This is a genomic window from Leeuwenhoekiella obamensis (assembly GCF_055391795.1).
The window spans coordinates 3,716,438-3,741,857 of record NZ_AP029251.1 but is presented as its reverse complement, the minus strand read 5'-3'; the positions used below and the strand labels follow the sequence as shown (position 1 = coordinate 3,741,857).

Below are 25,420 nucleotides of genomic sequence, written 5' to 3'. Positions count from 1 at the left end.
AAATTGTTTTACTTATAACGCTTTAGTGTAATAAATAATTGATCTTATGGCGAATAACTTTTGGCGAAAGCCATAAAAAAACCCCACTTTTTCAAGTGGGGAATTGCATCAAAAAAATAATCAATCAACCAATCAATCCTTCATAGGTTCTACGCCTACGAGCACTTCTGCCTCTTGCGCGATGTTGCGTGAAGACGTTCCTAATTTAATTTTATAAGCTCCTTTTTCTAATTGCCAACTGTTTGAACTTTCGTCCCAGTAGCGCAATGATTTAGTAGGTATCTGCAATTTTACTGTTGTGCTATCTTGAGCAGCAAGCAGTTTTGTTTTAGCGAAAGCCTTAAGCTCCTGAGAAGCGCGCTCTACTTGCGATCCCGGCTTTGAAACATACACTTGTAAAACTTCTTTACCGGCCGTTTCTCCTGTATTTTTAACCGTCGCACTCACCGTGATCGTGTCATTTTCATGCGCAGTTTGCATTTCGCTTATAGCGAAATCACTATACGAAAGTCCGTAGCCAAATGGATATGAAACCGCCAAATTCTTAGTATCAAAATGTCTGTATCCCACAAAAATGCCTTCTTCATACGTGGTATAATCTACATCTTTCACCATCTCGTTTTCAGGTTTTGGGTCGTGGCCCAAAATAAAATCTGTCATCTGCATCGGTGCACCATCATGCGGGAAGTTGGCATCACTTGCATGATCAGTAAGATTCACCGGAAAGGTCATTGTAAGTTTTCCGCTAGGGTTAACCTTACCATTTAAAATATCTGCAACAGCATTACCGCCTTCTTGCCCACCTTGCCACGCAAGTAGAATAGCATCTGGATCACTCTTCCAGGAGTTTGTTTCTATCACACCACCTATATTAAGCACCACAATCACTTTCTTTCCTGCTTTATGAAACGCTTGGCTAGTTCTTGTCAGCATATCTTTCTCTTGTTTTGAAAGTAAAAAGTCATCCTCGATCTTACGATCGCCACCTTCTCCACTATTGCGACCTATGGTTACTACAGCAACATCACTAGTTTTCACAATATCATTAATTAACGCATCGCTGTAATCAATTTGCGGTGGCGTATAAGGATTAAACATTGCGCTTATTCCTTCTGGTTTTACAAAAGCATCCTCATTTGCTGCTCTGTGTTTTTCATAAGTATCTTTTGCCGCTTTATTAATAGTGAAACCATTATTCTTCAAACCTTGTTCTAGCGAAATCGTGTATGCTTCATTTACATCTCCTGATCCTGTACCGCCAGCGATGAAATCGTAAGACGTAACACCTATTAAAGCAACATTCATACTATTATCAATAGGTAATGTGCTTTCATTTTTTAATAGAACCATACCTTCAGAAGCCGACTCACCCGTGATCTTTGCATGTACTTTAAGATCTGGATTGTCGCTGTATTTGTATTCTTTTAATTTTTGAGATTTAAATACTAGTGTAAGTATCCTGCTGGCAGCAATATCGATCTGAGCTTCAGTAAGCGCTCCTTCTTCAAAACCTTCTTCTAGCGCATCCCATTGCTTTTTAGTTCCCGGTTCAAGCAAATCGTTGCCAGCGTTTACCATTGCCACAGCGTCCTCACCACCAAACCAGTCTGACATCACCAATCCTTCAAAATTCCACTCATCTCTTAAAATATCTGTAAGCAGATCTCTACTTTCAGAAGTATAAGTGCCGTTTACTTTGTTATAAGAAGACATGATCGTCCATGGTTGTGCATCTTCTACAATGATCTCAAAACCCTTTAAATAGATCTCACGCATCGCACGATCAGAAACGCGGGTATCATTATAATTTCTATTTGTTTCTTGATTGTTTGCCACAAAATGTTTCACAGAAGTGCCTACACCATTTGACTCAATACCATTTACCATTGCAGCTCCTATCTTACCAGTAAGCAAAGGATCTTCTGAATAATATTCAAAGTTTCTACCACAAAATGGATGACGATGAATGTTTGCACCAGGCCCTAGAATTACATCGATACCATACTCCAGAGCTTCATTACCCATTGCTTCGCCTACTTCTTCTACAAGATCTGCATTCCAAGTAGAAGCTAATAAGGTCGCAATAGGAAAAGCGGTACAATAATACGTGCGGTCTTCACCATCGCGTGTAGGTTCTATGCGCAGACCAGCAGGGCCATCAGACAAGTTTATCTCTGGTAAACCTAAACGCGGCGTAGCTACAATTGTTCCCACAACACCAGGAATACCATCTTCTCTAATACCCATTCCTGAAGCCATACCACTACCTTTAAGCAAGTGAATCTTTTCTTCAATGGTCATTTGTGATAAAGCATCTGCTACACGTTGTTCTACTGTTTTACTATCATCTTCATAAACATCTAGCGATCCATTGCCATTTCTATCAATAAATGATCTTCCTGAAACGGTTATTTCTTTAAGATCTTTATTCTCTGCATAATCATCCTCAAAACTTAAGAATGTATTTCTCACATAAAAATATCCCACCGCTCCTGCAATAAGAACAAGAAGCAGCAAAACACCCAAAACTTTCAAAATGCGTTTAAAAACTTTTTTCACAACTCAATGGTTTGTGTCAATATGCCACAAATATATAAATTTTTTAATTGTGTCAAATAGACACAAAAGTTTATTTTTACAAAATGAACTACGAATCTTTTATCAAAGAAGGCTATAAATACTTCATTCCGCATCTATCTACAGATCTGGTGATCACGGCTTACCACGAGAAAAAATTAAAATGCTTGCTTCTGCGCATAGGTGATAAATGGATGCTTCCAGGCGGTTTTGTTGGCATGCAAGAAAATGTAGATGATGCTGTAAAACGTGTTCTGGCAGATCGCACAGGCCTTAGCGATCCTTTTATGAGATTTCTTAAGGTTTTTGGCGACAGCCAAAGACAATTTAGCGACGTCTGGAAAAGCTTTTTTGAAGCCGCAGACGAACCGTGGGATGAAGATTACTGGATCAACAAACGATTTGTAACGCTCACCTATTTCTCACTTGTAAACTTTGATGAAACTGAACCTAGGATTCAGAATTTTGATCAGGAATTTGGTTGGTTTGACTTTGATGAACTTCCAGAAATGGCGATGGATCATAAAGCGATTGCACTTGAGGCGCGCAAACAACTCAAAGAAGATGTAGCTTTAGAACACATCACCCATCATCTATTGCCCGAAAAATTTACCATGCCGCAATTGCATCAATTGCATCAACACATTTTGGGCGAACAAATAGATCGTAGTAGATTTCAAAAAAAGATGCTTGCTTCTGGTTTGTTTAAACGTCTGCCGAAACTTCAAAAAGACACTCCCGGCCGCAATCCTTATTTGTATTCTAAGCTCTAAAGTTGGTAAATCACTAGCTTTACCACATGGCAGATCAACCATTTTTACACACACATCCGTATGCGCCTTTTAATCTTGAGGGCGCGACAAAACTCATTGTAGGAACACTGCCTCCGCCTCGATTTACAACCGGCGAATTGATAGAAACTGATGTTGATTTTTGCTACGGCAGCGCCCATGGAATGCTCTGGCCTATTCTAGATCGCATCTTTCAACTTGGACTTAAATATGAGAATACCTATGAGGCCATCTCCCAACGACGCGATTTCTTACTTTCTCAAAAAATAGGTGTTTGCGATATTGTGGCTTCCGCCGAAAGGCAAAAAATAGACGCCTCAGACCTTGGGATGCAAAATGTACAATTACGCGATCTTATAGGTTTTTTAAAAAAGCACACACAAATTGACACTTTACTTTTTACAGGCGGAAACAGTAAAAACGGACCTGAATATTTCTTTAGAAGACACGCAAAAGATCACGGAATAAAACTGAAACCCGTCACCACAAAAGTGCCTCGCATTCATAATTTTAAAATAGAAAATCGTATGATCAAGACCGTAAGTTTTACCGCTCCCAGTGGCAGCGCAAACCGCGCCATTGGCAGCATGCAAGAATACAAACACCGCAAAGCCGCAGATCCTAATTTTACTACAATGGACTTTAGAGTGCTGCAATATGCACCATTTTTCATGGAAGATTAACCTTGTGTAAGGTTAGAAGTATTGATTACATTTGGCGCACTAAACCACCATTATGAAATCACGTCTCCTCTACCTTGCTATTCTTTGTTTTGTTTTCGCTTGCGCGGAAAAACCACATCCAGAAGATTTTGACCTCACCACACGTTTTGAAGAAAGCGGCGGCACACAAACCGAAACGTATGAGGAGATCATGAAATTCTACGAAGATCTTGATGAGGCGTATGTAAGCATAAAAACCTACAAGATAGGAAAGACAGACAGCGGCGAACCGTTAACCTTAGTGACTTACAATCCTAATCGCACATTTGACTCTGAGTTTGATGATCGTATGGATGTAACCAGATTATTGATCAATAATGGTATTCATCCTGGAGAATCTGATGGTATCGACGCGACGATGCTAATGATGCGTGATCTAGCAGAGGGAAAATTAAAAGCGCCCGAAGATCTTTGGATCGGGGCGATCGCAGTTTACAATATAGGTGGCGCACTTAACCGCAACAGCACTAGCCGTACTAATCAAAATGGACCTGAGGAATATGGTTTTCGCGGTAACGCAAGAAATTATGATCTTAATCGCGATTTTGTAAAAGCAGATACCTGGAATGCGAGAACCTTTGCTGAAATCTATCACATGGTAAATCCAGATTTTTTTATCGATAATCACGTGAGCAACGGTGCAGATTATCAATATGTTTTAACGCATTTATTGACGCAGCATAACAAATTGGGCGGCAAACTGGGCACATACATGAAAAACGAATTTCAGGTAAAACTGGAGAATTCATTAGCTGAGAAAGACTGCCCTATCACGCCATACGTCAACGTTTTTAACTCAGTTCCTGAAAAAGGATTTTCTCAATTTATGGATTATCCTCGCTATTCTACCGGCTACACAACCTTATGGAACACCGCCGGATTGATGGTTGAAACACATATGCTTAAACCTTACAAACCACGTGTTGAGGGCACTTACGAACTCATGAAAACCGTACTTGAGATCGCTGAAGAAGATGGAGAAAAAGTGCGCTTACTTCGTCTCGCTGAACGCGAAATCTACAAAACAGGCGAAAAGACCGGCACAAAATATCCTATCGCTTTTGCAGTGGATAGCAGCAAGACATCTCAGTATGACTTTTTAGGTTTTGAAGGCACAATGGAGCCTAGCGAAGTTACCGGTTTAGAGCGTTTAAAATATCACCGCGATCAGCCGTTTACAAAAGAGGTTCAATACTACGACAACTTTAAAGTCACTGCCGAAATCACGATTCCAAAATCGTATATCATACCGCAAGGATGGCACAACGTGATAGAGAGATTAAAAGAAAATCAGATAGACTTTCATCGTCTGCAAAAAGACTCTACCATGCAGGTAGAAGTGTACCACATTGCAAATTACAAAACGCGCAACGCCGCTTATGAAGGTCACTATTTGCATTACGACACACAAGTAGATGCTGCGATCGTGGATATGGCTTTCGCCAAAGGTGATTATGTGGTAAACACCGCGCAACCCGGCATGCGTTATCTTCTAGAAACGTTAGAGCCAGCAGGTATTGACTCATTCTTTAACTGGAATTATTTTGACACTATCCTTCAGCAAAAAGAAGGTTTCTCGCCTTACGTTTGGGAAGACAAAGCAAAAGAACTTCTTGACAAAGATCCTGAGTTGAAAAAGGAATTTGAACAGAAGAAAAAGGATGAGAGTAGCTTTCGCGAAAGCTGGTATGCGCAGCTAGATTGGCTACACAAAAAATCGCCAAACTACGAAAAAGCACACTTACGCTACCCTATCGTTAGGGTGCTTAATTAAGTACTCCTTAGGAAAAATAAGCTTTACATTCTCGTAAGAATCCTGAAGAGCTTTTTGGGCTTTTTCAAAATTCTTCCAGCGCACTTTTGTGATACCTTCATTGGGTTGAGGCACAAGTTCGCCTTCAAACTCGGTGTACATTTTAAACCAATGGGTTTCTTTGAGCTTGTATTTATTATTGCGTTTAAAAACGTGATACGTTACCGTGATTAGATCGCCCAGTTTGATGTCTTGCACCCCGGTTTCTTCCATCACTTCACGTACGGCGCAATCTTCAATAGATTCCTTTTTCTCGATTTTCCCTTTAGGGATATCCCATTTTTTATTACGGCGTATGAACAAAACTTCACCGTGAGCATTGCGCACCAATCCACCGCCAGCGATAACCACCGGAAGCTTTTTCTTAAGATGCTTTAATAATTTATGCTCTTTACTATGATAAAGATTTATGTAGCTAAGCTCCCCTTTTGCGACTTTCTTAATGATCTTTTTAAGGTTAACTCTCTTTATAGGAATTGAGGTGTAGTGTTTGCCGATATATTTTTCCGTTGAAAGAATAATAGGAACATCATTGACAAAAACTTTATACATTTGCACCATGGTCTTGAATAAAGAAACAGCTAAAAAAACTGCTGAATTGTTATTGCAAATTAATGCAATAAAATTACAACCACAAGAACCCTTTACTTGGGCTTCTGGATGGAAATCTCCTATTTACTGCGACAACAGGATAAGCTTAAGCTACCCACAGATTCGCAACTACTTACGTGAAAGTATCGCACGCGGTATTGAGCAGGTTTATGGTAAACCTGATGCCATCGTAGGTGTTGCAACCGGAGCAATAGGCATAGGTATGCTAGTAGCAGAATATCTCAATTTACCTTTTGCATACGTGCGCCCCGAAGCAAAAAAGCATGGCCGTCAAAATCAAATAGAAGGTCATCTAGAAAAAGGCAGTAATGTGATCGTTATTGAAGATCTTATCTCTACAGGAAAAAGCAGTCTTCTAGCTGTAGATGCACTTAAAGAAAGTGGCATGCAGGTAAAAGGAATGATGGCAATTTTCACTTACGGCTTTAATATCTCTCAAGAGAATTTTAAAGAAAAGAACGTTACTCTTCACACGCTAAGTGATTATGATCATTTACTAGAGCAAGCACTAGATACAAACTATATTTCTGAAAAAGAAAGTCTATTGCTACAACAATGGAGATTGAGCCCTGACACTTGGGGTAAATCTGACTCCTAAAACTACTTATTAAAGAATTACCCTTATATCGCTATGAAACTGCAAAGCCCAGAAAAAGTAATCAATAAAAAACCTGAAGAACTTTATAACTTTCTTACTAAGGTTGAGAACTACGAGCAATTAATGCCAGAGAACATCAGCAAGTTTGAAGTTCTGGGAGAAAAACGCTTTTTGTTTGCACTTAAAGGTATGCCAGAGATCGTTCTTGATCTTAAAGAAAGTGTACCATACAACAAAGTGATTTTGGGAGCTGCAAGCGATAAACTTCCTTTTACACTTACTTCAGAAATTAAGGAAGTGGCTGATGACAGCAGTGAAGTTCAATTATTTTTTGAGGGAGAATTTAACGCCATGATCTCAATGATGGTAAAATCTCCACTTCAGAAATTTATGGACACACTGGTTTCAAACATGCAAAACATCTAATAGAGTAACTCTATTTCCTTTAATCCATAGGTTGTAATACTGCCATCTTCTTTTTCGACAAGGAGATTGCCTGTATCGTTGATGCCCTTAATCATGCCGCTAAATATTTCGCCGCTAAGGCAATCTTTAAAGGCAGAAGCTTTGTTATACCTAAAAAGCACATCAAGATATTGTTGCTCTAATTCTTTAAAATCACCAGCTGTGATCAGCTCTGCGTATTTGTAGAATTTATCTACTAAGCGGTCAAGAAGCGGTTGCAATTTGTATTCTTTTTTTGTTTCCATTGCCATGGAAGTTGCTCTGGGAGCATATTGAAACTGTGTTTGATTCACATTAAGACCGATGCCAATTATCACCGCATGAAGTCTTCCTTTTTTTATGACACCTTCTATAAGAATACCACAGATCTTATTATTTCCTGCCAATATGTCGTTAGGCCATTTTACTTGCAGATCTTTGATATTTTCTTCTTTTAAAACCTCATGAATGGCAAGCGAGGCAGCAATGGTGATCATAAATTGTTTTGCGATAGGAAGCACCTTAACCCGCTTATATACGCTAAAAGTTAAGTTTTTATGATCTTCAGACTCCCATCCTGCACCCATCTGACCGCGACCGGCAGTTTGCTTTTCTGTCCACACAAGTGTATCTTGTGATAATGCCAAATTGCGAGTAAGCTCCTTTAAGTAGGAATTTGTGGATGAAATGGCATTAAGTTTGACAATATTCATTTAAAAAGCAATCTAGATAATTGTAAGTTAAGCAATCAAGAAAAGACAAAATTGTAGTAATTTTGCTCAAAATAAAAGAATTTAATGTCTAAAAACGAAGCAGGAACAGATCAACTAATTTCAACAATATTAGAAGGGATTGAAGAAGTGAAAGGCCAGGATATTGAAATCATGGACCTAAGGGAAATTGAAAATATGGTTTGTGATTACTTCATCGTTTGCAACGGTACTTCAAACACGCAAGTCACAGCTATTGTAAATTCAGTTCAAAAAACCGTTAGCAAAGCTATTAAAGATAAGCCCTGGCATGTAGAAGGACTGCAAAATGCAGAGTGGGTTCTTATGGACTACGTTAACGTTGTGGTACACGTCTTTCAAAAACACATCAGGGAATATTATGACATAGAAAGTCTTTGGGGCGACGCAAAGATCACTTCTATTGAAACAAATTATAATTAAGAAATTAGATGGCACAAAACGCAAATAAACCGGCTCCTAAGAAGCCAAAATTCAGTGCATGGTGGATTTACACAGCAATAATCCTCGTGTTTCTGGGATTAAACTTATTTAGTAGCAGCTTTGGCGGTCCAGCAAAAACTAATATTGACGATTTTACAACTTACCTAAAAGCGGGTGATGTTAAAAAAGTGGTCGTTTACAATGAAAAGGTTGCGAGAATTTACTTAACCGATGAGGCTAAGAAAAAAGAAGATCACTCTAAAACCGCTAATGATAGTTCAATTTTCGCTAATGGAGCTGCTGATTACAGTTTCCAGTTTGGAGATTTAGCTATGTTTCAAGAGAAGTTTAATGAGATCAAAGAAGCGAACAACATTAATACTTCACTTGAATTTGACACTGAAAATGACTGGTTTGGCGAAATTTTCCTTACGCTTTTACCCATTATCGTTATAATAGGAATTTGGGTATTCATCATGCGTCGTATGAGTGGTGGCGCTGGCGGCGGTGCTGGTGGACAGATCTTTAACATTGGCAAATCAAAGGCTAAACTTTTTGATGAGAAGACTGATGTTAAAACAACTTTCAAAGATGTTGCCGGCCTAGAAGGTGCAAAAGAAGAAGTTCAGGAGATCGTAGATTTCCTTAAAAACCCACAGAAATACACCAACTTAGGTGGTAAAATTCCAAAAGGAGCACTACTTGTAGGACCTCCAGGAACTGGTAAAACGCTTTTGGCGAAAGCCGTAGCAGGAGAAGCTAAAGTGCCATTCTTCTCATTATCTGGTTCTGACTTTGTAGAAATGTTTGTAGGTGTGGGTGCATCACGTGTGCGAGACCTTTTTAAACAAGCAAAAGAAAAATCACCTGCTATTATCTTTATTGATGAGATCGACGCAATAGGTCGTGCTCGTGGTAAAGCAAACTTTAGTGGAAGCAACGACGAACGTGAAAATACACTTAACCAACTCTTGACAGAGATGGATGGTTTTGGCACAAACACTAATGTGATCGTTCTTGCTGCGACTAACCGTGCAGATGTACTTGATAAAGCGTTGATGCGTGCTGGTCGTTTTGACCGTCAGATCTATGTGGACTTACCAGATGTGCGTGAGCGTAAGGAAATCTTTGAAGTTCACCTTCGCCCTTTAAAGAAAGTGGCAGATGAACTTGATACTGAGTTTCTTGCAAAACAAACACCAGGTTTCTCTGGTGCAGATATCGCTAACGTTTGTAACGAAGCTGCCCTTATCGCTGCTAGAAAAAGCAAGGATGCAGTGGGTCGTCAAGACTTCCTAGATGCAGTTGACAGAATCGTAGGTGGTCTTGAGAAGAAAAATAAGATCATCACTCCAGATGAGAAAAAAGCGATCGCTTTTCACGAAGCTGGTCACGCAACTGTGAGCTGGATGCTAGAACATGCCGCTCCTCTTGTAAAAGTTACTATCGTACCTAGAGGACGTTCTCTGGGAGCTGCATGGTATTTACCAGAAGAACGCTTGATCGTGCGTCCTGAGCAAATGTTAGACGAGATGTGTGCCGCTATGGGTGGTCGCGCTGCAGAGAAAGTGATTTTTGATAAAATCTCTACTGGAGCTTTGAGTGACCTAGAAAAGGTGACAAAACAAGCCAGAATGATGGTAAGCATCTATGGCCTTAATGATAAGGTAGGAAACCTTACTTATTATGATTCATCAGGGCAGTCTGAATATAATTTCAGCAAGCCTTACAGCGAAAAGACAGCTGAGATAATAGACAAAGAGATCAAGACTATCATTGAAGAGCAATATCAAAGAGCAATTCAGATACTTGAAGAAAATAAAGACAAGCTTACAGAACTAGCAGAATTACTACTAGATAAGGAAGTTATCTTTAAGGATAACCTAGAACAGATATTCGGAAAAAGACCATATCACAAAGAAGGTCTTGAAGAATCTGCAGAAGTCCTTTCAAAAGACTAGTTTTACACAGTTTTATGTTGATATAAAGTCTTAACCTGGCTACTTGTCAGGTTAAGATTTTTTATATTTGACAAACACCCCTTAACCATGTGTAAGTCCTTTTATGAGTCTGTTTAAAAAACTCTTTAATCCAAAGCCAGACAAAGCTGCTGAAGGCAAAAAAGAAGAGCGTGGCAAGTACATGCCAGAAGTGCAGCTACCTGCTGATGAGCGATTCACGAAGCAATTTATCCTCAACGGCGGGAAGTTTTTGTATTGTCTTGACATGGATGAAGTTTTAGAGAGTTTTGACAACATCATGCTTGAGAACGACTGGTACGAGCGCAAGGTTTACTGCCTGGATGATAAACTCGCTTCAAAGTTTGAAGGTTATAATTTAGATTTTTGTCAATCATCTGACGCTGCTTTTTTCTTAACCACATGCGAAAATCTCATCGCAAACGATGGCAGCCTACTGGTTTCATCAAAACAGATCAAAGAAAAAAAGCTTCATGAACTACCTAAGAACTTTGTAGTTTTTGCAGTGACAAGTCAGATCGTAAATAATATTGGAGAAGGGCTAAGAGGGATCAAGTCCAAAAACACTGGCAGCATCCCAACAAATATTACGACGATCAAAAATTTTGAGCCCCAAGAAGAGTCTAAAGACTTTATGAGCTACGGTAGCAGTTCAAAAAATCTTTATCTACTATTATTAGAAGATTTATAAATGCGTGAATTAGGGGTTAGGTTGCTTTCCGGCCTACTTTACATTGTTATATTGCTGTTTTCCATTTACTACTCAGAAAAATGGTACATCCTCCTATTTCTTGTTTTTGGCATAATCACCTTACGCGAATATCTTAGACTGATCTCTTTTCAGTTTTGGTATCCTTATCTCATTTTAATAGGGTTTATACTTTTTTTCAGCTATTACAAAGTATCAACTCCTGCTACTTATGTTTTACTTGGCATAACATTTTTCACCGGAGCTTATTTAATTAAGAATCTGTTTAGCACACGCATCAGGTTACAGACTAAAAAACTAAAGCTATTTATCACTGTTTTTTATATCATATCAAGCTTTGTTTTCTTGACGCTTCTACCCTCTCACAGAGACAACAATTTCTCACCTAATATCGTTGCAGGCCTTTTCGTATTGATCTGGACGAATGATTCATTCGCTTACGTGGTGGGAAAAAGCTTTGGAAGACACAAACTGTTTCCTAGTATTTCGCCAAAGAAAACCATAGAAGGATTTTTTGGAGGATTGGTTTTTGCCTGCTTAGCCAGCTATTTTATTCATAAATTTACAGGCGATCTTAACTTCAACATCTGGTTATCCCTAGCCATAGTTATGAGCACATTGGGAACACTAGGTGATTTGATAGAATCTAAACTTAAGAGAGAAGCTGGTGTAAAAGACAGCGGAACTCTAATGCCGGGCCATGGCGGCCTTTATGACAGACTGGACAGCATTCTTTTTGCTAGTCCATTTATTTACCTTGTACTCGTAATCTTTGAATATGTTTCATAAAGAAGGATATAAAATCATCGCAATCAGTGTAGTTATTTTCACGCTAGGATTGCTTTTAACCGACAGGTATATCGACATAGAATGGGTGAAATACCTAATATTTACCGCACTCATTATTTTCTTTTTCCTGATCCTACAATTTTTCAGAAACCCTAGCCGCGTGGCTCAGGTTAATGAAAATCACGCACTATCACCAGTAGATGGTAAGGTTGTAGTTATTGAAGAAGTTTTTGAGAAAGAGTTTTTCAACGAAAAGCGTTTACAGGTCTCTATCTTCATGTCACCCATCAATGTACACGTAACACGATATCCTGTAAGTGGTGAAGTTGTTTTCAGCAAATATCACCCCGGAAAATACCTGGTTGCATGGCACCCAAAAGCTTCTGAAGAAAACGAGCGTACCACAGTGGTTGTAAACTCTCCTGGATTTGGCAACGTACTTTATCGCCAGATCGCCGGTGCTCTTGCAAAGCGTATCGTGAATTATGCTAAAGAAGGTGATAACGCAGTGCAAGGAGATGACAGCGGATTTATAAAATTCGGGTCTCGCGTGGATGTATTTTTGCCACTTGACGCAAAAATTGAAGTAAAGCTTAACCAAAAAGTAAAAGGTGCCCAGACTATTATCGCCAGCTGTGAAGAATAAAGAATTACAAGAGGCTTTTGAAGCAGCTGTAACCACCGCTGCCGCTACAAAGAAGGAGTTAGCTCCAGATGTGCGTCTTTTGCTTTACGCATACTACAAGCAAGCTACAAACAACGATCAGCCAGTATCTATTCACTCTGTTGCCGAAAATGATCTGCGCACAGCGTTTAAATACAATGCTATCCTACAAGTAAGAGGCCTCGATGTTAACGAGGCCATGGAAGAATATATTAAACTTGTTGAAACGTATATCGTAGATTAACTCAACGATTTCAGTCGGCTTTCTAAGGCTTCTATCTTAGCCTGCGCATCCGCTTGTTTGTTCTTTTCTATCTCAACTACCTTTTCTGGCGCATTATTTACAAAACGCTCATTAGATAGTTTTTTCTCAACAGACTTTAAGAATCCGCGTGTATACTCAAGTTCTTCATTGATCTTTGCGATCTCTGCATCAATATCTATCGCACCCATAAGCGGGATGAAATATTCATTAGATTTTACTCTAAAACTCAACGCGCCCTCTTTATTTTCTTGAGTTTCCTCAAAAGTTGACAGGTTTCCTAATTTGGTAATAACCGAATCAAAATCTCCTGTAAATCCTTCTGGATTGTGCATAAACACCTCAACCGTATCTTTAAAAGAGATATTTTTCTCCTTACGAATGGTTCGTATACCAGACACTATTTGCTTCGTTAACTCAAACTGCTCTATGAGTTCTTCGTTCGCTTTCGTGGAAGCGGGCCATTTATTAATGATCAGGGCATCCTCAGGTTTTCTATCTGCGATATTCTGCCAGATCTCCTCTGATGCAAATGGAATGTATGGATGAAGAATTCTTAAGTTATCCTCAAGCGCCGCAATAACACCATCAAAGGTTTTCTTGTCGATAGGCTCACCATAACCTGGCTTAACGATCTCTAGTAACCAACTACAGAAATCATCCCAAACCAACTTATAGGTTGCCATCAGGGCATCGCTAATTCTGTATTTTGAGAATTGATCCTCGATCTCCACTAGTGTTTGTGCAAAACGGTTTTGATACCATTCAAGACCAGCTTTGCTAGCTTCTGGCTGTTCTGCAGTTCCAGAAATCTCCCAACCTTTGATCAATCTAAAGGCATTCCAGATCTTATTTACAAAACCTTTACCCTGCTGACAAAGGTCTTCATCAAACAAGAGATCATTACCCGCAGATGAGCTTAACATCAATCCTACACGCACGCCATCAGCGCCGTATTCTTCAATAAGCTTAAGTGCATCAGGAGAATTCCCTAAAGACTTAGACATCTTTCTACGTTGCTTATCACGTACCAATCCGGTGAGATACACGTTTTCAAATGGACGCTCACCTGTGTACTCATATCCTGCAATGACCATTCTCGCCACCCAGAAGAACAAAATATCTGGACCAGTTACAAGATCATTAGTTGGATAGTAATATTTAAAATCTTCATTCTCTGGATTGCGCACTCCGTCAAAAACGCTCATAGGCCATAACCACGATGAGAACCAAGTATCAACCACATCTTCTTCTTGACGAAGATCTGCAAGAGTTAATGAAGCATCTCCAGATTTTTCTTTGGCTATAGCCAAAGCCTCCTCAGCAGTTTTCGCAACAGCTACTTCACCATTTTCACCGTAGTAAAATGCTGGTATTTGCTGTCCCCACCATAATTGACGAGAAATATTCCAGTCGCGAATGTTATTCATCCAGTGGCGATAGGTATTCTCAAATTTCTTAGGAAAAAGTTTTACTTCCTCAGTTTCAAGAACGGCTTTGATGGCCGGTTTTACTAACTCTTCCATCTTTAAGAACCACTGATCTGAAAGTTTTGGTTCTATCACCGCTTTTGTACGTTCTGAAGTTCCCACTTTATTTACGTGAGTTTCAGTCTTGATCAACGCACCTATTTCTTCGAGCTCTTTTGTGATCTCCTTGCGAACCACAAAACGGTCTTTGCCTTTATAATGCAGTCCGTGGTCATTTAACGTTGCATCATCATTAAAGATATCTACAACTTCAAGTTTGTGCTTATCGCCAAGGTTCTTATCATTTTCATCATGTGCAGGCGTCACTTTAAGACAACCTGTACCAAACTCAACATCTACGTACTCATCTTCAATGATCGGGATCTCTCTACCTACTATAGGCACGATCGCTTTCTTTCCACGTAAGTGTGAAAAACGCTCATCTTCTGGATTTATACATATGGCTGTATCGCCAAAAATCGTCTCAGGACGTGTAGTTGCAATAGTCAAGAAGTTGTCTTCTCCTACGATCTTGTATTGCAGATAATATAGATTTCCTTGGCGTTCTTCATGAATCACCTCTTCATCAGAAAGTGTTGTTTGCGCCTCAGGATCCCAGTTCACCATGCGGTGACCACGATAGATCAATCCTTTATTGTATAAGTCAACAAAAACATCAAGAACACTTTCAGACATTGAGCCATCTAGTGTAAAACTCGTACGCTTCCAGTCGCAAGAAGCTCCTAGTTTTTTGAGTTGTTCTAAAATGGTTCCGCCATACTGGTCTGTCCATTCCCAAGCGTGTTTTAAAAACTCATCGCGAGTGATATCAGCCTTGTTAATTCCTTCCGCTTTAAGCTTAGCAACAACTTTAGCTTCTGTAGCGATAGAGGCATGATCTGTACCAGGAACCCAGCAAGCATTATAGCCTTGCAATCTCGCACGGCGAATCAAAATATCCTGAATGGTATTGTTTAACATGTGCCCCATGTGCAAGACACCGGTAACGTTAGGCGGTGGTATTACAATGGTATATGGCTCTCTTTCATCTGGAGTAGAATGGAAAAAATCGTGTTCCATCCAGTAATCGTACCACTTCTTCTCTACGTCTGCTGCGCTATATTTTGATGCAATTGCCATGCTTTGGTCTAATTTTTGACTTAAAAGGCAAAAGTACTTATATACTAAGGATTTTTAAAAAAGAGATGAGATAAAAATACCGAATTATTAAGGTATTAAAATGACCGTCATAAACCTGCGAAACCCTTAAAAATGAATTAATAAGTTGCACGCGGGTCTTATTAACGCTATTTTTACTCTTCATTAAAAACATGAACATTATGAAAAAGATTGCACTTATCATGTTCGTAAGTCTTTTTGGACTAGCGCTTCAAGCACAAGAAAAAAAGGCTGAAATCACTTTTGAAACAGACGTTATTGACTATGGCGAGGTAGCTCACGGTGGTGATGGTGTTAGAGAATTTAAATTCAAAAACACAGGAACTGCTCCCCTTGTTATTAGCAAAGCATACTCTACATGTGGATGTACAGTACCACAACCTCCCAAAGAGCCTATCGCTCCTGGAGAAACAGGCGTACTAAAAGTGAAATATGACACAAAAAGAGCTGCAGGGCCTATTAGAAAAACCATTACGGTTTATACTAATGCTTCTGATGATCCTTATACTTTAAAAATTAAGGGAACACTTCTACCTGCAGAAAGCAGTATGCAAAAACCTAAAGCCGGGCCAATTGCCAATGGCAACTAGTTTTTTTCTGTTTTACAACGAAATCAAAAGCGCATCGATCGATGCGCTTTTTTTATAGCATTTTTTTAAGTGCAAATTTGCAGTTGAATACCACACCATTGCGTTCTACTTTGAGCTTTAATGTATAACCGTCTTCTTTAAAGAAATGACGCGTGATATCTTTTAGCTTTAACCTACCGGTGTCGCGCCCATTAATTTTTAAGATCTTATCGCCCTTTTGTAATCCCGCCATTTCACCAGATGAGCCCGGACGTATTTCTGCGATCTTGTAGTTATTCTTGAGTTTAAATTGAATGGTATTTGTCGCGGAGAAAACAGTATTCACAAGCGTTGTTTCCCTATCGCTAACTGATGCCGGTTCTTTAATAACCTGCGCAATTTCTTTGATCACATCAAAACCATGATGCTCTACGATCAAGCCGCTGCGATTGTATCTAAAAGGTTCTTTAAAAAAGCTATTCTTCTTAAGGGTCACTTTTTTATTCTGATAATCATAGACCACATCAAATCTTCTCAATACCTCGCCGCCCAGACTTCCATTGCGATTATCATCCATAGTAAGGTATTTAATTGAAGTTGTATCAGGATAAGCAACGGTGACGTCATTGATCTTAAGATCATCTATTTTAAGAACTGGTAATTTTGCGCGTTTACCAGTTACATCTCCTGTAATTCCAAGACCCAGAATATCATCAAAGTTTGGTACTCCTACAGTTAATTCTTCGTGGCTTTCAGGAAATAACCACACCGCATCACCAGAACCTGAATCTAGCAAAAGTTTAACTTCACTTAGTGCTTCTCCATCCTGACTCACATTTAATTTCACATAGGGCTTACCTTGAGATAGAGAAAGATCCATTGTAGCGCATGAGTTGCAGTTCTTGTATTTGTACGTTTCGGGATCATGAAGAATGACTTTAGATCTCTTGTAGTCAACTTGCACAATAAGATCTTTGAGCAATTCATAACCTATAATCCCATTAACTTCTAGCCCTAATCTGGGTGAGAAATTACGCTCTGCATCTGTGATAAAATAAAGGTTTTGATTTACCGCACTAGCTTCACCTATATTAAGAATATTGTGTTCTGACTTTAGAGCTTCTACTGGCTCGCCACTTCCAGCTCCTGTGAGATAAATTGTGCTAGTGTGATTGAGATAAACATCGTCGTGACTACCTGCGTTAAAAATGATATTACTTTTCACGCCAGTGTCAAGAAGAAAAGATAGTTCTAGACCATTAACTTGCAATGGCAAGATCACCATGTTACTAATGATCTCAACGGGCACAACAATTTTCTTCTTCCCTTCTGGTAGCCTGAAAATTCCCTGCGCTTGACTTCCTGCAAAAAACATGCACGCTATAAGCATCAACCATATTTTATTAGAGGAAATCATTTTTACGAAAACGTTTTCTCTAATGTACGAATTTTCTCTGAATACTTATAAAAAAGCTACTGTCTCGAATGGATATAATTTTGCAAATTTGTGACCTAAAATTTTAGCAAATGCCTCAGTTATCACAAAAGGGGATTCAGATGCCCCAATCACCCATACGTAAATTAGTTCCTTTCGCGGAAGCGGCAGAAGCACGCGGAATTGATATTTTACAGTTAAACATTGGTCAGCCAGATATAAAAACACCTTCTACTGCGATACAAGCGGTTAAAGATGCAGATATCGATGTGCTTTCTTATAGCCACTCTGCTGGATTTATTAGCTATCGCGAAAAGCTTGCTAAGTATTATGCGAAGTACGACATCAATGTTTCTCCTAACGATATTATCATTAGCACGGGAGGTTCTGAAGCGTTAATGTTTGCTTTAGGAAGTGTTACAGATCCGGGAGATGAGATCATTATTCCAGAGCCTTTTTATGCAAATTATAATGGTTTTGCAGTTTCAAATGGTGTGAATGTAGTTCCTGTAATTTCTACAATTGATGAAGGTTTTGCTTTACCTCCTATCGCTGATTTTGAAAAACTGATCTCTGAAAAAACTAAAGCGATCGTTATTTGTAATCCTGGTAACCCTACGGGATATTTATACAGCAAAGAAGAAATTAATGAACTTGCTGCACTAGTTAAAAAACATGATCTGTTTCTTATTGCAGACGAGGTTTATCGCGAGTTTGCTTATGACGGCTTAAAACACCACAGTGTACTATCTGTAGAAGGTCTTGAGGAGCATGCGATCATGATAGACTCTGTTTCTAAACGTTTCTCAATGTGCGGTGCGAGAATAGGTTGTATCGTAAGCAAGAACAAAGAACTTATGTCTACAGCGATGAAATTTGCTCAGGCAAGATTGAGTCCGCCTACGCTTGCTCAAATTGCCAGCGAAGCTGCTCTAGACACGCCGCAATCTTATTTTGACGATGTGATCGCAGAATATGTAGATCGTAGAAATACCCTTGTAGAAGGTCTAGAATCTATACCTGGTGTTAAAGTGGCTAAGCCAAAAGGAGCTTTTTATTGCATCGTTGAACTTCCTGTAAAAAGCGCTGACAATTTTGCACAGTGGCTTCTTGAAGAGTTTGATGTTGACGGAAAAACCATCATGGTAGCTCCAGCTGCAGGATTTTATTCTACTGAAGGTGTAGGATTAAATCAAGTAAGAATAGCATATGTTCTTAAAAAAGAAGATCTTCAAGCCGCAGTTTCTCTTCTTAGAGAAGCTTTATCAAGATATTCTGATTAATGACCGTATTTAAAGACTTTTCCCTTAAGGATTACAACACCTTTGGCATCGATGCAAAAGCAGCTTATTTTTCTTCTGTTGAGAATACAGATGAATTAAAAACTGCACTTACCTCAACTGAACATGAAAATAAATTCATTCTAGGCGGTGGTAGTAATATGCTTATTCTGCATGATATTGATGCGCATGTGATACATGTAAACCTTAAGGGAATTGAAGTCTTTAAAGAAAACGAAGATCACATTTGGTTAGAGGTCGCTGCTGGCGAAAACTGGCATGATTTCGTATTGTATTGCGTAAATCACGGTTATGGTGGCGTTGAGAATATGTCGCTTATTCCGGGGAATGTGGGAACTTCGCCTATACAGAATATTGGCGCGTATGGTGTAGAGCTCAAAGATGTTTTTGAAAGCTGTACCGTTCTTGATACGCTTTCGCTGAAAAGCAAAAAATTAGATCTAGAAGAATGTGGTTTTGGCTACCGAGATTCGATTTTCAAGAAAGAGGCTAAAGGAAAATACATCATCACGCATGTGGTTTTTAAACTCACTAAAAAAGACCACAGACTCAACACTTCTTACGGAGCGATCAATGCTGTTTTATTGAGAAAAGGCATCACCATGCCTACAATTAAAGACATTAGCAATGCAGTAATCGCAATAAGACAAGAAAAATTACCAGACCCAAAATTACTAGGAAACAGCGGCAGTTTCTTTAAAAATCCGGTGATAGCAAAAGAGTCTTTTGCAAAGCTTCAGGCAAAATTTGAAGATGTGCCATTTTATCCAGTTTCACAGACGCAGGTTAAAGTCCCAGCGGGATGGCTTATCGAACAAGCTGGCTTTAAGGGAAAACGCTTTGGCAATGCCGGTGTTCACGACAAGCAAGCCTTAGTTCTCGTAAATCACGGCAGCGCAACGGGTGAGGAGATTTGGCTTTTAGCCAAAAAAATACAAGAAGAAGTACAGAAGAAATTTGGTATCTTGATACAACCAGAAGTTAACCTGATACAATGAGTAATTCTAAAAAAACAATCGGAATAATCGTTGGCGTAGCTGCTTTTATAGTGGCATTTAGCGTTGCTTATTTTGTTTCTTCAAACCTCTTTTCTTCTAAAGATTCTTCTATCGTGAAAGAAATGAAAAAAGCCGTTGTTGAAATTAACGGAATTGCGCCTATGCAAGTGGATGAATATACGCGACTAGACAGCGCATCTGTAGTTGAAGAAGATGGTTTTGCATATCATTACACCCTTTTTCATCTTACTAAAGACGAAGTTGATCTTGATACGGCTGTAAAATATGTACGCCCAGAAGTTATTCAGCGTGTGAGAACTAATCCCGACATGAAATTCTTCAGGGATAATGAGATCACTGTTTTTTATAAATATTATGACAAGACTGGCAAGTATGTTACTGAGATAGGTGTAACGCCAGAATTGTATAAGCAATAAAAAATCCGCTCCCGATATTTCGCGGAAGCGGACAGATTAAATAAAAAGCAATCTAGAATTACCTTTTTGACATTAATACGTCATCAATAATGTAAACGATACCATTAGAGGCTTCGACATTACCTTTTATAACTTGAGCTTTATTACCCTTTGCATCTTTGATCACGATTTGATCGCCATCATTCATTGCAGTTAATTCTTCACCTTGCACGGTTTTAAAAGAATATTTACCACCATTACTTTTAATAGCAGAGTCTAATTTATCTGATGTGATCACACCAGCAACCACGTGATATTGCAGTAAATTAGTCAGTTCAGATTTATTTTCTGGCAACATTAATTTCTCTCTTGTTTTCTCTGGCAGTTTTTCAAAAGCGTGGTTAGATGGAGCAAAAACCGTGTAAGTTCCTGGCTTCATTAACATGCTGTCTAATTCTGCAGTTTTTAAAGACGCAGACAATGTACTAAGCTCTGCATTGCTGCTGGCAAGTCCAGAGATACTATTCTCTCTAGCCATCTTAGCTTCTTCATCTATCTTAGCTCTCATGGCGGTTTCATTTGCCATTGTTTCAGAAGTCTTAGCCGTTTCAGCTGCCATCTCGGTTGAGTGATCTTCTAATTGTATATCGTCTTTCTTTTCATTCTTACAAGCTATGGTAAACATACCAGCCATTGTAAGTACAGTTAGTGTTTTTATAGTTTTCATTGTGATATTCTTTTTTTTGATTAAAACTTAAAGACCAAATGTATCCATATAACTCACCGACCTACCATAATGAATTGATAATGTTTGTTAAACTATTCACAACCAGAAAAATGCACTAAGAGGCAACCAAAAACAAACCTAAAAGCATTGACTAATGCCTTGTGTATTCGTATCTTTGCCGTACTTTTTTAAATCACACGAGAGATGAAATTGTTACTTATTGTTTTAGTACTTCTTGCACTGTCTTTTGCAGGTATCGCTATCAAAATTTGGGCGAAGAAAGACGGTAAGTTTGCAGGAACTTGCGCTAGCCAAAGTCCTTTTTTAAATAAAGAAGGAGAGCCTTGCAGCATGTGTGGCAAAATGCCTGATGAAATAGGTGATTGCGATACTAAAAACTAACCCTCAATCCTCTCGCGATTGCCAGAACTTTACCAGTTACTTATTTACTGTTTTGCCGTAATCGCATTTATCAACATTGCGTATTACCTGTATTTGTTGCCGTTTTGCCTTTCGGCGAAAGCCAAAAAAACAGAATCTCCTGCGCCTGCAGTTTCTCTTATAGTTTGCGCTAAGAACGAAGCCGAGAATTTGAGACAGCACATCCCGTTATGGCTGAATCAAAACCATCCTAATTTTGAACTTATTCTGATTAACGACGGTAGTTGGGATGACACGCTAGAGGTCATGGAAGAGTTTGCCGCAAAAGACCACAGAATACAGATCGCAGATGTGGCTCCTAATGAAACCTTCTGGGGAAGCAAAAAATACGCGCTCACACTAGGAATAAAGCGTGCAAAAAATGAACATCTGGTTTTTACAGATGCAGATTGTCGCCCGGCTTCATCACAATGGCTAAGAACGATAGCTCAGAATTTCTCAGCAGAAAATGAGATCATTCTAGGTTATGGCGCTTATGATAAGATCAAGAATTCTTTTCTTAATAAGATCATTCGTTATGAGACCGTGATGACAGCTTTGCAGTATTATGGCTACGCGACAAATGGCAGCCCTTATATGGGTACGGGCCGCAATCTAGCTTATACCGCACAGCTTTTTTACAAAAACAAGGGATTTGTAGAACATATCAAGATCAAGAGTGGCGATGACGATCTTTTTATAAATGCAGCTGCCACATCTAACAACACAGCATTATGCATCGATCCAGAAGCGTTTACATATTCAAAACCGAAGATTTCTTTTAAAACTTGGTACAGACAGAAAAGAAGGCATATTTCTACAGCGCATCTTTATAAGAAGCGTCATCAATTTGCTTTGGGGCTATTTTATTTTAGTCAGTTGTTTTTCATTCTATTTACCATCTTATTTCTCATATTTAATCCATCTTCATACATTTTTATAACACTAGTTGCGGTGCGTTATTTAGTTGCAGCGCTGGCGATGGTGGGAGTTTCGATAAAGCTTAAGGAAAAAGACATTTATCCATTTTTTCCTGTTCTTGAAGTTTGTCTTGTGTACTTCCAATTAAGTATCTTTATACATAACCTTATCGCAAAACCAAAGCATTGGAAATAGACGACAATATCCTACTTTCTAAAATTGAGCTTGCTCAAAGAGGAAATCAGGTCGCCTTCAATTATTTACTTAACACACATTGGAGCATGGTCTACAATTTCCTGCTTCAGAAATCTGCCGATGCGTTTACTGCAGAAGAGATAACTATACAGACTTTTGCGAGGGCTTTTGACAAGCTAGACTCTTTTGATAGAAATTATAGATTTAGCACCTGGTTGCTTACCATCGCAAAGAATCTACATATTGATCAAGTCAGAAAACAAAACAGCCTAGAGCGTCAGCAGTTAAAAACAAAATACGATCATCTCAAACGCGTGCCAGATGAAAACCCAAGTCCAGAAGACGCGTTGATCAAAGAGCAAAATCTTACCGAACTTTTAGATTACATTCATAAACTCAAACCAGATTATCAAAAAATGATCAATTTGAGGTATTTTCAGGAAATGAGTTATAAAGAAATGGCCCAAGACCTTGATGAACCTATGAATAATGTAAAAGTAAAATTACTCAGAGCCCGCAGACTCCTGGCAGACCTTATTCAAAATGAGCAGTAACGCATGACCCGCTTAAGTTTTAAAAAGCTAGGTCCCGGTTTGTTATTTGCCGGTGCGGCGATTGGCGTTTCGCATTTAGTGCAATCTACCCGTGCGGGAGCAGATTTTGGGATGGGCTTAGTTTGGGCTTTATTTCTCATTCATTTAATTAAATATCCTTTCTTTCAATACGGTCCTCGTTATGCGGCTGTAGCCAAAGAAAGTCTTCTGGAAGGATATTTGCGTATTGGCAAAGGCGCACTTATCACCTACTTTGTGCTTAACCTTCTCACGATGTTCACCATTCAAACAGCGGTGACTATCGTAACAGCAGGTATTGCGGGATATTTATTCGGGTTTGAAATCGATATCGCAACCTGGAGTTTGATCATCACTGGTGTTTCTGCGGGTATTCTCATCATCGGTCAATACAATTTGCTAGACAAATTGATGAAATTCATCATAATCACACTTACCATCAGCACTATAATTGCATTGTGTGTGGCTTTTTTCCGCGAAAGCGAAACAATAGAACTAGCGCAAATAATACCTAGTGATGCCACAGGAATTGCATTCTTAATCGCGTTTATGGGTTGGATGCCGGCGCCTATTGATATCTCGATTTGGCATTCTCTCTGGGCTCTTGAAAAAAATAAAAAAGAGGCGATTAATGATGATGACGCAATTCTTGATTTTAATGTAGGATATGCTGGCACGATCATCATCGGACTTTGTTTTATTGGTCTGGGAGCTATTGTGATGTTTGGCAGCGGTACCACTTTTTCACCATCGGGGACGGTTTTTGCGCAACAACTTATTGAGATGTACACGGGTAATCTAGGCGAATGGGCTTTTATAATCATCGGCCTTGCCGCGTTAACCACGATGTTTAGCACTACGCTTACAACGCTTGACGCTTCGCCTCGCGCGATGAACAAAGCTTGGAGTCTTCTTACGGGTAAGAATTATAAGTTTGGCTATCTGTTCTGGATCATTTTATTGATGCTAGGTACCTGCATGATCTTGTTTTTCTTGATCAACGAAATGGGCAAACTAGTAGAGATCGCAACCATACTTTCTTTTCTTACTGCACCTTTTTATGCCCTGATGAATTTTATGGTGATGAATGGCAAGAACGTGCCACAAGAATCTAGGCCTAGTCTTGCGATGAAGATCCTTAGCGTAGCCGGTATTGCATTGCTCGTAGGTTTTAGCCTTTGGTATCTCATTTCTATCCTTTAACCGTACCGAGTTATTTAACAAAAGTTTTACGGCCACAAATCCAGTTATAGCAAAGGTTCTTAGTAATTTCATAAGGTGAATCTTCAAAACTGCCTGCCATGAAACGATCTATACTTTTTCTACTTTTATTTTCAATCGCATTAGTAAGCAATGCGCAAGATTTTGCCAGGCATTTAATTAAAGGAGAGATCATTGCCCCAGAGAATGAAAGCCCTGAAGGCATCGTGGTTATGAACACCAGCACAGGTAAAGCGACCATAAGCAATGAAGATGGAAAATTTCAGATCACGGCAGGAATTAATGATGAACTCGTTTTGCAATCGCTACAATTTTCGCGCGTGCGTATTCTTATAGATTATGGCATCATCGAGAAAAAATCAATTACCATAACGCTTACAGACACCATTACTAAGCTTGGAGAAATAATTGTGCGACCTTATGATCTATCTGGTAATGTAAATGCAGATGTAAATGTTATTCCCACACAAAAACCTGTAGTTCCAGAGATCAATACTGCAACAATCGTTATGGAAGATCGTACTTACGACAGGTACAGCCCAGCAGAAAATATTGCCATGGACGACGAGTGGTTAGACTATGGCTTAAATTTTGTGAATATTTTCAGGGCGATCGTTGGCAAGAAAAAAACTATTGACGAGGATTTTAAGATTAACGCTTCCGCGGAAATAAAAGCGATGTACAACGATGAGTTTTTTAGCAAGACATTGCACATAGAGCCAGCTAACGTAGAAGCATTTATTGAGTTCACGTTACAAAACGGCCTAGACAGAGAAAAACTAAAACCTGGCAACGAGTTAGAATTAATTTCATTTTTGATTGAGCAAAGCAGAGAATTTAAAGCACAATAAACCTCAAGATCCTT

At 39.1% G+C, this 25,420-nt stretch carries 26 protein-coding genes; 20 read left to right on the top strand and 6 right to left on the bottom strand.

Features of this window, described 5'->3' with window-relative positions; translation table 11 throughout:
• Positions 1-132: 132 nt before the first annotated feature.
• Positions 133-2,559 (bottom strand): beta-glucosidase, encoded by a 2,427-nt coding sequence (locus tag ACZ5L8_RS16450; protein ID WP_464438784.1) that lies wholly within the window; start codon positions 2,557-2,559, stop codon positions 133-135.
• An 83-nt stretch (positions 2,560-2,642) separates the two neighbouring features.
• Between ACZ5L8_RS16450 and ACZ5L8_RS16445 the strand changes: the two genes are divergently transcribed.
• The 3 genes from ACZ5L8_RS16445 to ACZ5L8_RS16435 are packed head-to-tail and all read left to right on the top strand — an operon-like array spanning position 2,643 to position 5,864.
• Positions 2,643-3,350 (top strand): NUDIX hydrolase, encoded by a 708-nt coding sequence (locus ACZ5L8_RS16445; protein WP_464438782.1) that lies wholly within the window; start codon positions 2,643-2,645, stop codon positions 3,348-3,350.
• 26 nt (positions 3,351-3,376) lie between these two features.
• Complete coding sequence (locus ACZ5L8_RS16440; RefSeq protein ID WP_464438780.1) at positions 3,377-4,051, top strand: uracil-DNA glycosylase family protein; 675 nt, start codon at positions 3,377-3,379, stop codon at positions 4,049-4,051.
• A gap of 52 nt (positions 4,052-4,103) precedes the next feature.
• Entirely contained in the window at positions 4,104-5,864 is a 1,761-nt protein-coding gene (locus ACZ5L8_RS16435; protein WP_464438778.1) for a M14 family metallopeptidase, read from the top strand.
• Here ACZ5L8_RS16435 and ACZ5L8_RS16430 read toward each other — a convergent pair.
• Complete coding sequence (locus tag ACZ5L8_RS16430; protein WP_462599573.1) at positions 5,832-6,455, bottom strand: NUDIX hydrolase; 624 nt, start codon at positions 6,453-6,455, stop codon at positions 5,832-5,834. The genes ACZ5L8_RS16435 and ACZ5L8_RS16430 overlap by 33 nt on opposite strands.
• Before the next feature lie 7 nt (positions 6,456-6,462).
• Here ACZ5L8_RS16430 and pyrE point away from each other — a divergent pair, with 7 nt between their 5' ends.
• Both pyrE and ACZ5L8_RS16420 read left to right on the top strand, forming a co-directional pair.
• Entirely contained in the window at positions 6,463-7,113 is a 651-nt protein-coding gene (gene pyrE / locus ACZ5L8_RS16425) for an orotate phosphoribosyltransferase (protein ID WP_462599574.1), read from the top strand.
• Positions 7,114-7,146: 33 nt separating this feature from the next.
• Positions 7,147-7,539, top strand: a complete 393-nt coding sequence (locus ACZ5L8_RS16420; protein ID WP_462599575.1) for an SRPBCC family protein — start codon at positions 7,147-7,149, stop codon at positions 7,537-7,539.
• On the opposite strand, the gene ACZ5L8_RS16415 is transcribed toward ACZ5L8_RS16420, so the two are convergent.
• Positions 7,536-8,270, bottom strand: a complete 735-nt coding sequence (locus tag ACZ5L8_RS16415; protein WP_464438775.1) for a biotin--[acetyl-CoA-carboxylase] ligase — start codon at positions 8,268-8,270, stop codon at positions 7,536-7,538. The genes ACZ5L8_RS16420 and ACZ5L8_RS16415 overlap by 4 nt on opposite strands.
• An 84-nt stretch (positions 8,271-8,354) precedes the next feature.
• Between ACZ5L8_RS16415 and rsfS the strand changes: the two genes are divergently transcribed.
• The 6 genes from rsfS to ACZ5L8_RS16385 all read left to right on the top strand — a co-directional run bounded on the left by rsfS (position 8,355) and on the right by ACZ5L8_RS16385 (position 13,114).
• Positions 8,355-8,729, top strand: coding sequence for a ribosome silencing factor (rsfS, locus tag ACZ5L8_RS16410; protein ID WP_464438773.1), 375 nt, complete (start codon positions 8,355-8,357; stop codon positions 8,727-8,729).
• Between the two features lie 8 nt (positions 8,730-8,737).
• Entirely contained in the window at positions 8,738-10,690 is a 1,953-nt protein-coding gene (gene ftsH / locus ACZ5L8_RS16405) for an ATP-dependent zinc metalloprotease FtsH (RefSeq protein WP_464438772.1), read from the top strand.
• A 103-nt stretch (positions 10,691-10,793) separates the two neighbouring features.
• The gene (locus tag ACZ5L8_RS16400; protein WP_462599579.1) at positions 10,794-11,399 is read left to right on the top strand and encodes an LUD domain-containing protein; all 606 of its coding nucleotides are present in this window, start codon (positions 10,794-10,796) and stop codon (positions 11,397-11,399) included.
• Positions 11,400-12,206 carry a phosphatidate cytidylyltransferase gene (locus tag ACZ5L8_RS16395; protein WP_464438771.1) on the top strand — a complete coding sequence of 269 codons (807 nt, stop codon included), beginning with the start codon at positions 11,400-11,402 and terminating at the stop codon, positions 12,204-12,206. It abuts the gene before it with no gap.
• Positions 12,196-12,852 carry a phosphatidylserine decarboxylase family protein gene (locus ACZ5L8_RS16390; RefSeq protein ID WP_464438769.1) on the top strand — a complete coding sequence of 219 codons (657 nt, stop codon included), beginning with the start codon at positions 12,196-12,198 and terminating at the stop codon, positions 12,850-12,852. Before ACZ5L8_RS16395 ends, ACZ5L8_RS16390 begins: the two co-directional genes overlap by 11 nt.
• Positions 12,818-13,114: an acyl-CoA-binding protein gene (locus tag ACZ5L8_RS16385; RefSeq protein ID WP_464438768.1), complete on the top strand. Its 297-nt coding sequence runs from the start codon at positions 12,818-12,820 to the stop codon at positions 13,112-13,114. The genes ACZ5L8_RS16390 and ACZ5L8_RS16385 overlap by 35 nt, the downstream gene beginning before the upstream one ends.
• Here the strand turns inward: ACZ5L8_RS16385 and ACZ5L8_RS16380 are convergent.
• Positions 13,111-15,741 (bottom strand): valine--tRNA ligase, encoded by a 2,631-nt coding sequence (locus ACZ5L8_RS16380; RefSeq protein ID WP_464438766.1) that lies wholly within the window; start codon positions 15,739-15,741, stop codon positions 13,111-13,113. The genes ACZ5L8_RS16385 and ACZ5L8_RS16380 overlap by 4 nt on opposite strands.
• Positions 15,742-15,941: 200 nt before the next feature.
• On the opposite strand from ACZ5L8_RS16380, the gene ACZ5L8_RS16375 reads away from it, so the two are divergent.
• Positions 15,942-16,370, top strand: a complete 429-nt coding sequence (locus ACZ5L8_RS16375) for a DUF1573 domain-containing protein (protein ID WP_462599584.1) — start codon at positions 15,942-15,944, stop codon at positions 16,368-16,370.
• A 52-nt stretch (positions 16,371-16,422) separates the two neighbouring features.
• On the opposite strand, the gene ACZ5L8_RS16370 is transcribed toward ACZ5L8_RS16375, so the two are convergent.
• A complete protein-coding gene (locus ACZ5L8_RS16370) occupies positions 16,423-17,739 on the bottom strand; it encodes a PDZ domain-containing protein (RefSeq protein WP_464438764.1) in 1,317 nt (438 codons plus the stop codon).
• A 137-nt stretch (positions 17,740-17,876) separates the two neighbouring features.
• Between ACZ5L8_RS16370 and ACZ5L8_RS16365 the strand changes: the two genes are divergently transcribed.
• The 3 genes from ACZ5L8_RS16365 to ACZ5L8_RS16355 are packed head-to-tail and all read left to right on the top strand — an operon-like array spanning position 17,877 to position 20,520.
• Positions 17,877-19,067: a pyridoxal phosphate-dependent aminotransferase gene (locus ACZ5L8_RS16365; protein ID WP_464438763.1), complete on the top strand. Its 1,191-nt coding sequence runs from the start codon at positions 17,877-17,879 to the stop codon at positions 19,065-19,067.
• Positions 19,067-20,083: a UDP-N-acetylmuramate dehydrogenase gene (gene murB / locus ACZ5L8_RS16360; protein ID WP_464438761.1), complete on the top strand. Its 1,017-nt coding sequence runs from the start codon at positions 19,067-19,069 to the stop codon at positions 20,081-20,083. Before ACZ5L8_RS16365 ends, murB begins: the two co-directional genes overlap by 1 nt.
• Positions 20,080-20,520, top strand: coding sequence for a hypothetical protein (locus tag ACZ5L8_RS16355; protein WP_464438759.1), 441 nt, complete (start codon positions 20,080-20,082; stop codon positions 20,518-20,520). Before murB ends, ACZ5L8_RS16355 begins: the two co-directional genes overlap by 4 nt.
• 58 nt (positions 20,521-20,578) lie before the next feature.
• Here the strand turns inward: ACZ5L8_RS16355 and ACZ5L8_RS16350 are convergent, their stop codons facing one another.
• Positions 20,579-21,226: a fasciclin domain-containing protein gene (locus ACZ5L8_RS16350; protein ID WP_464438758.1), complete on the bottom strand. Its 648-nt coding sequence runs from the start codon at positions 21,224-21,226 to the stop codon at positions 20,579-20,581.
• Between the two features lie 204 nt (positions 21,227-21,430).
• On the opposite strand from ACZ5L8_RS16350, the gene ACZ5L8_RS16345 reads away from it, so the two are divergent.
• The 5 genes from ACZ5L8_RS16345 (at position 21,431) to ACZ5L8_RS16325 (ending at position 25,406) form a co-directional block, all read left to right on the top strand.
• Positions 21,431-21,628 (top strand): membrane or secreted protein, encoded by a 198-nt coding sequence (locus ACZ5L8_RS16345; RefSeq protein ID WP_462599590.1) that lies wholly within the window; start codon positions 21,431-21,433, stop codon positions 21,626-21,628.
• An 18-nt stretch (positions 21,629-21,646) separates the two neighbouring features.
• Entirely contained in the window at positions 21,647-22,762 is a 1,116-nt protein-coding gene (locus tag ACZ5L8_RS16340; protein WP_464438756.1) for a glycosyltransferase, read from the top strand.
• Positions 22,753-23,316: an RNA polymerase sigma factor gene (locus ACZ5L8_RS16335; protein ID WP_464438754.1), complete on the top strand. Its 564-nt coding sequence runs from the start codon at positions 22,753-22,755 to the stop codon at positions 23,314-23,316. Before ACZ5L8_RS16340 ends, ACZ5L8_RS16335 begins: the two co-directional genes overlap by 10 nt.
• Before the next feature lie 3 nt (positions 23,317-23,319).
• Positions 23,320-24,537 carry an NRAMP family divalent metal transporter gene (locus ACZ5L8_RS16330; RefSeq protein WP_464438752.1) on the top strand — a complete coding sequence of 406 codons (1,218 nt, stop codon included), beginning with the start codon at positions 23,320-23,322 and terminating at the stop codon, positions 24,535-24,537.
• 98 nt (positions 24,538-24,635) lie between these two features.
• Positions 24,636-25,406: a hypothetical protein gene (locus ACZ5L8_RS16325; RefSeq protein ID WP_464438750.1), complete on the top strand. Its 771-nt coding sequence runs from the start codon at positions 24,636-24,638 to the stop codon at positions 25,404-25,406.
• Positions 25,407-25,420 lie beyond the last annotated feature (14 nt).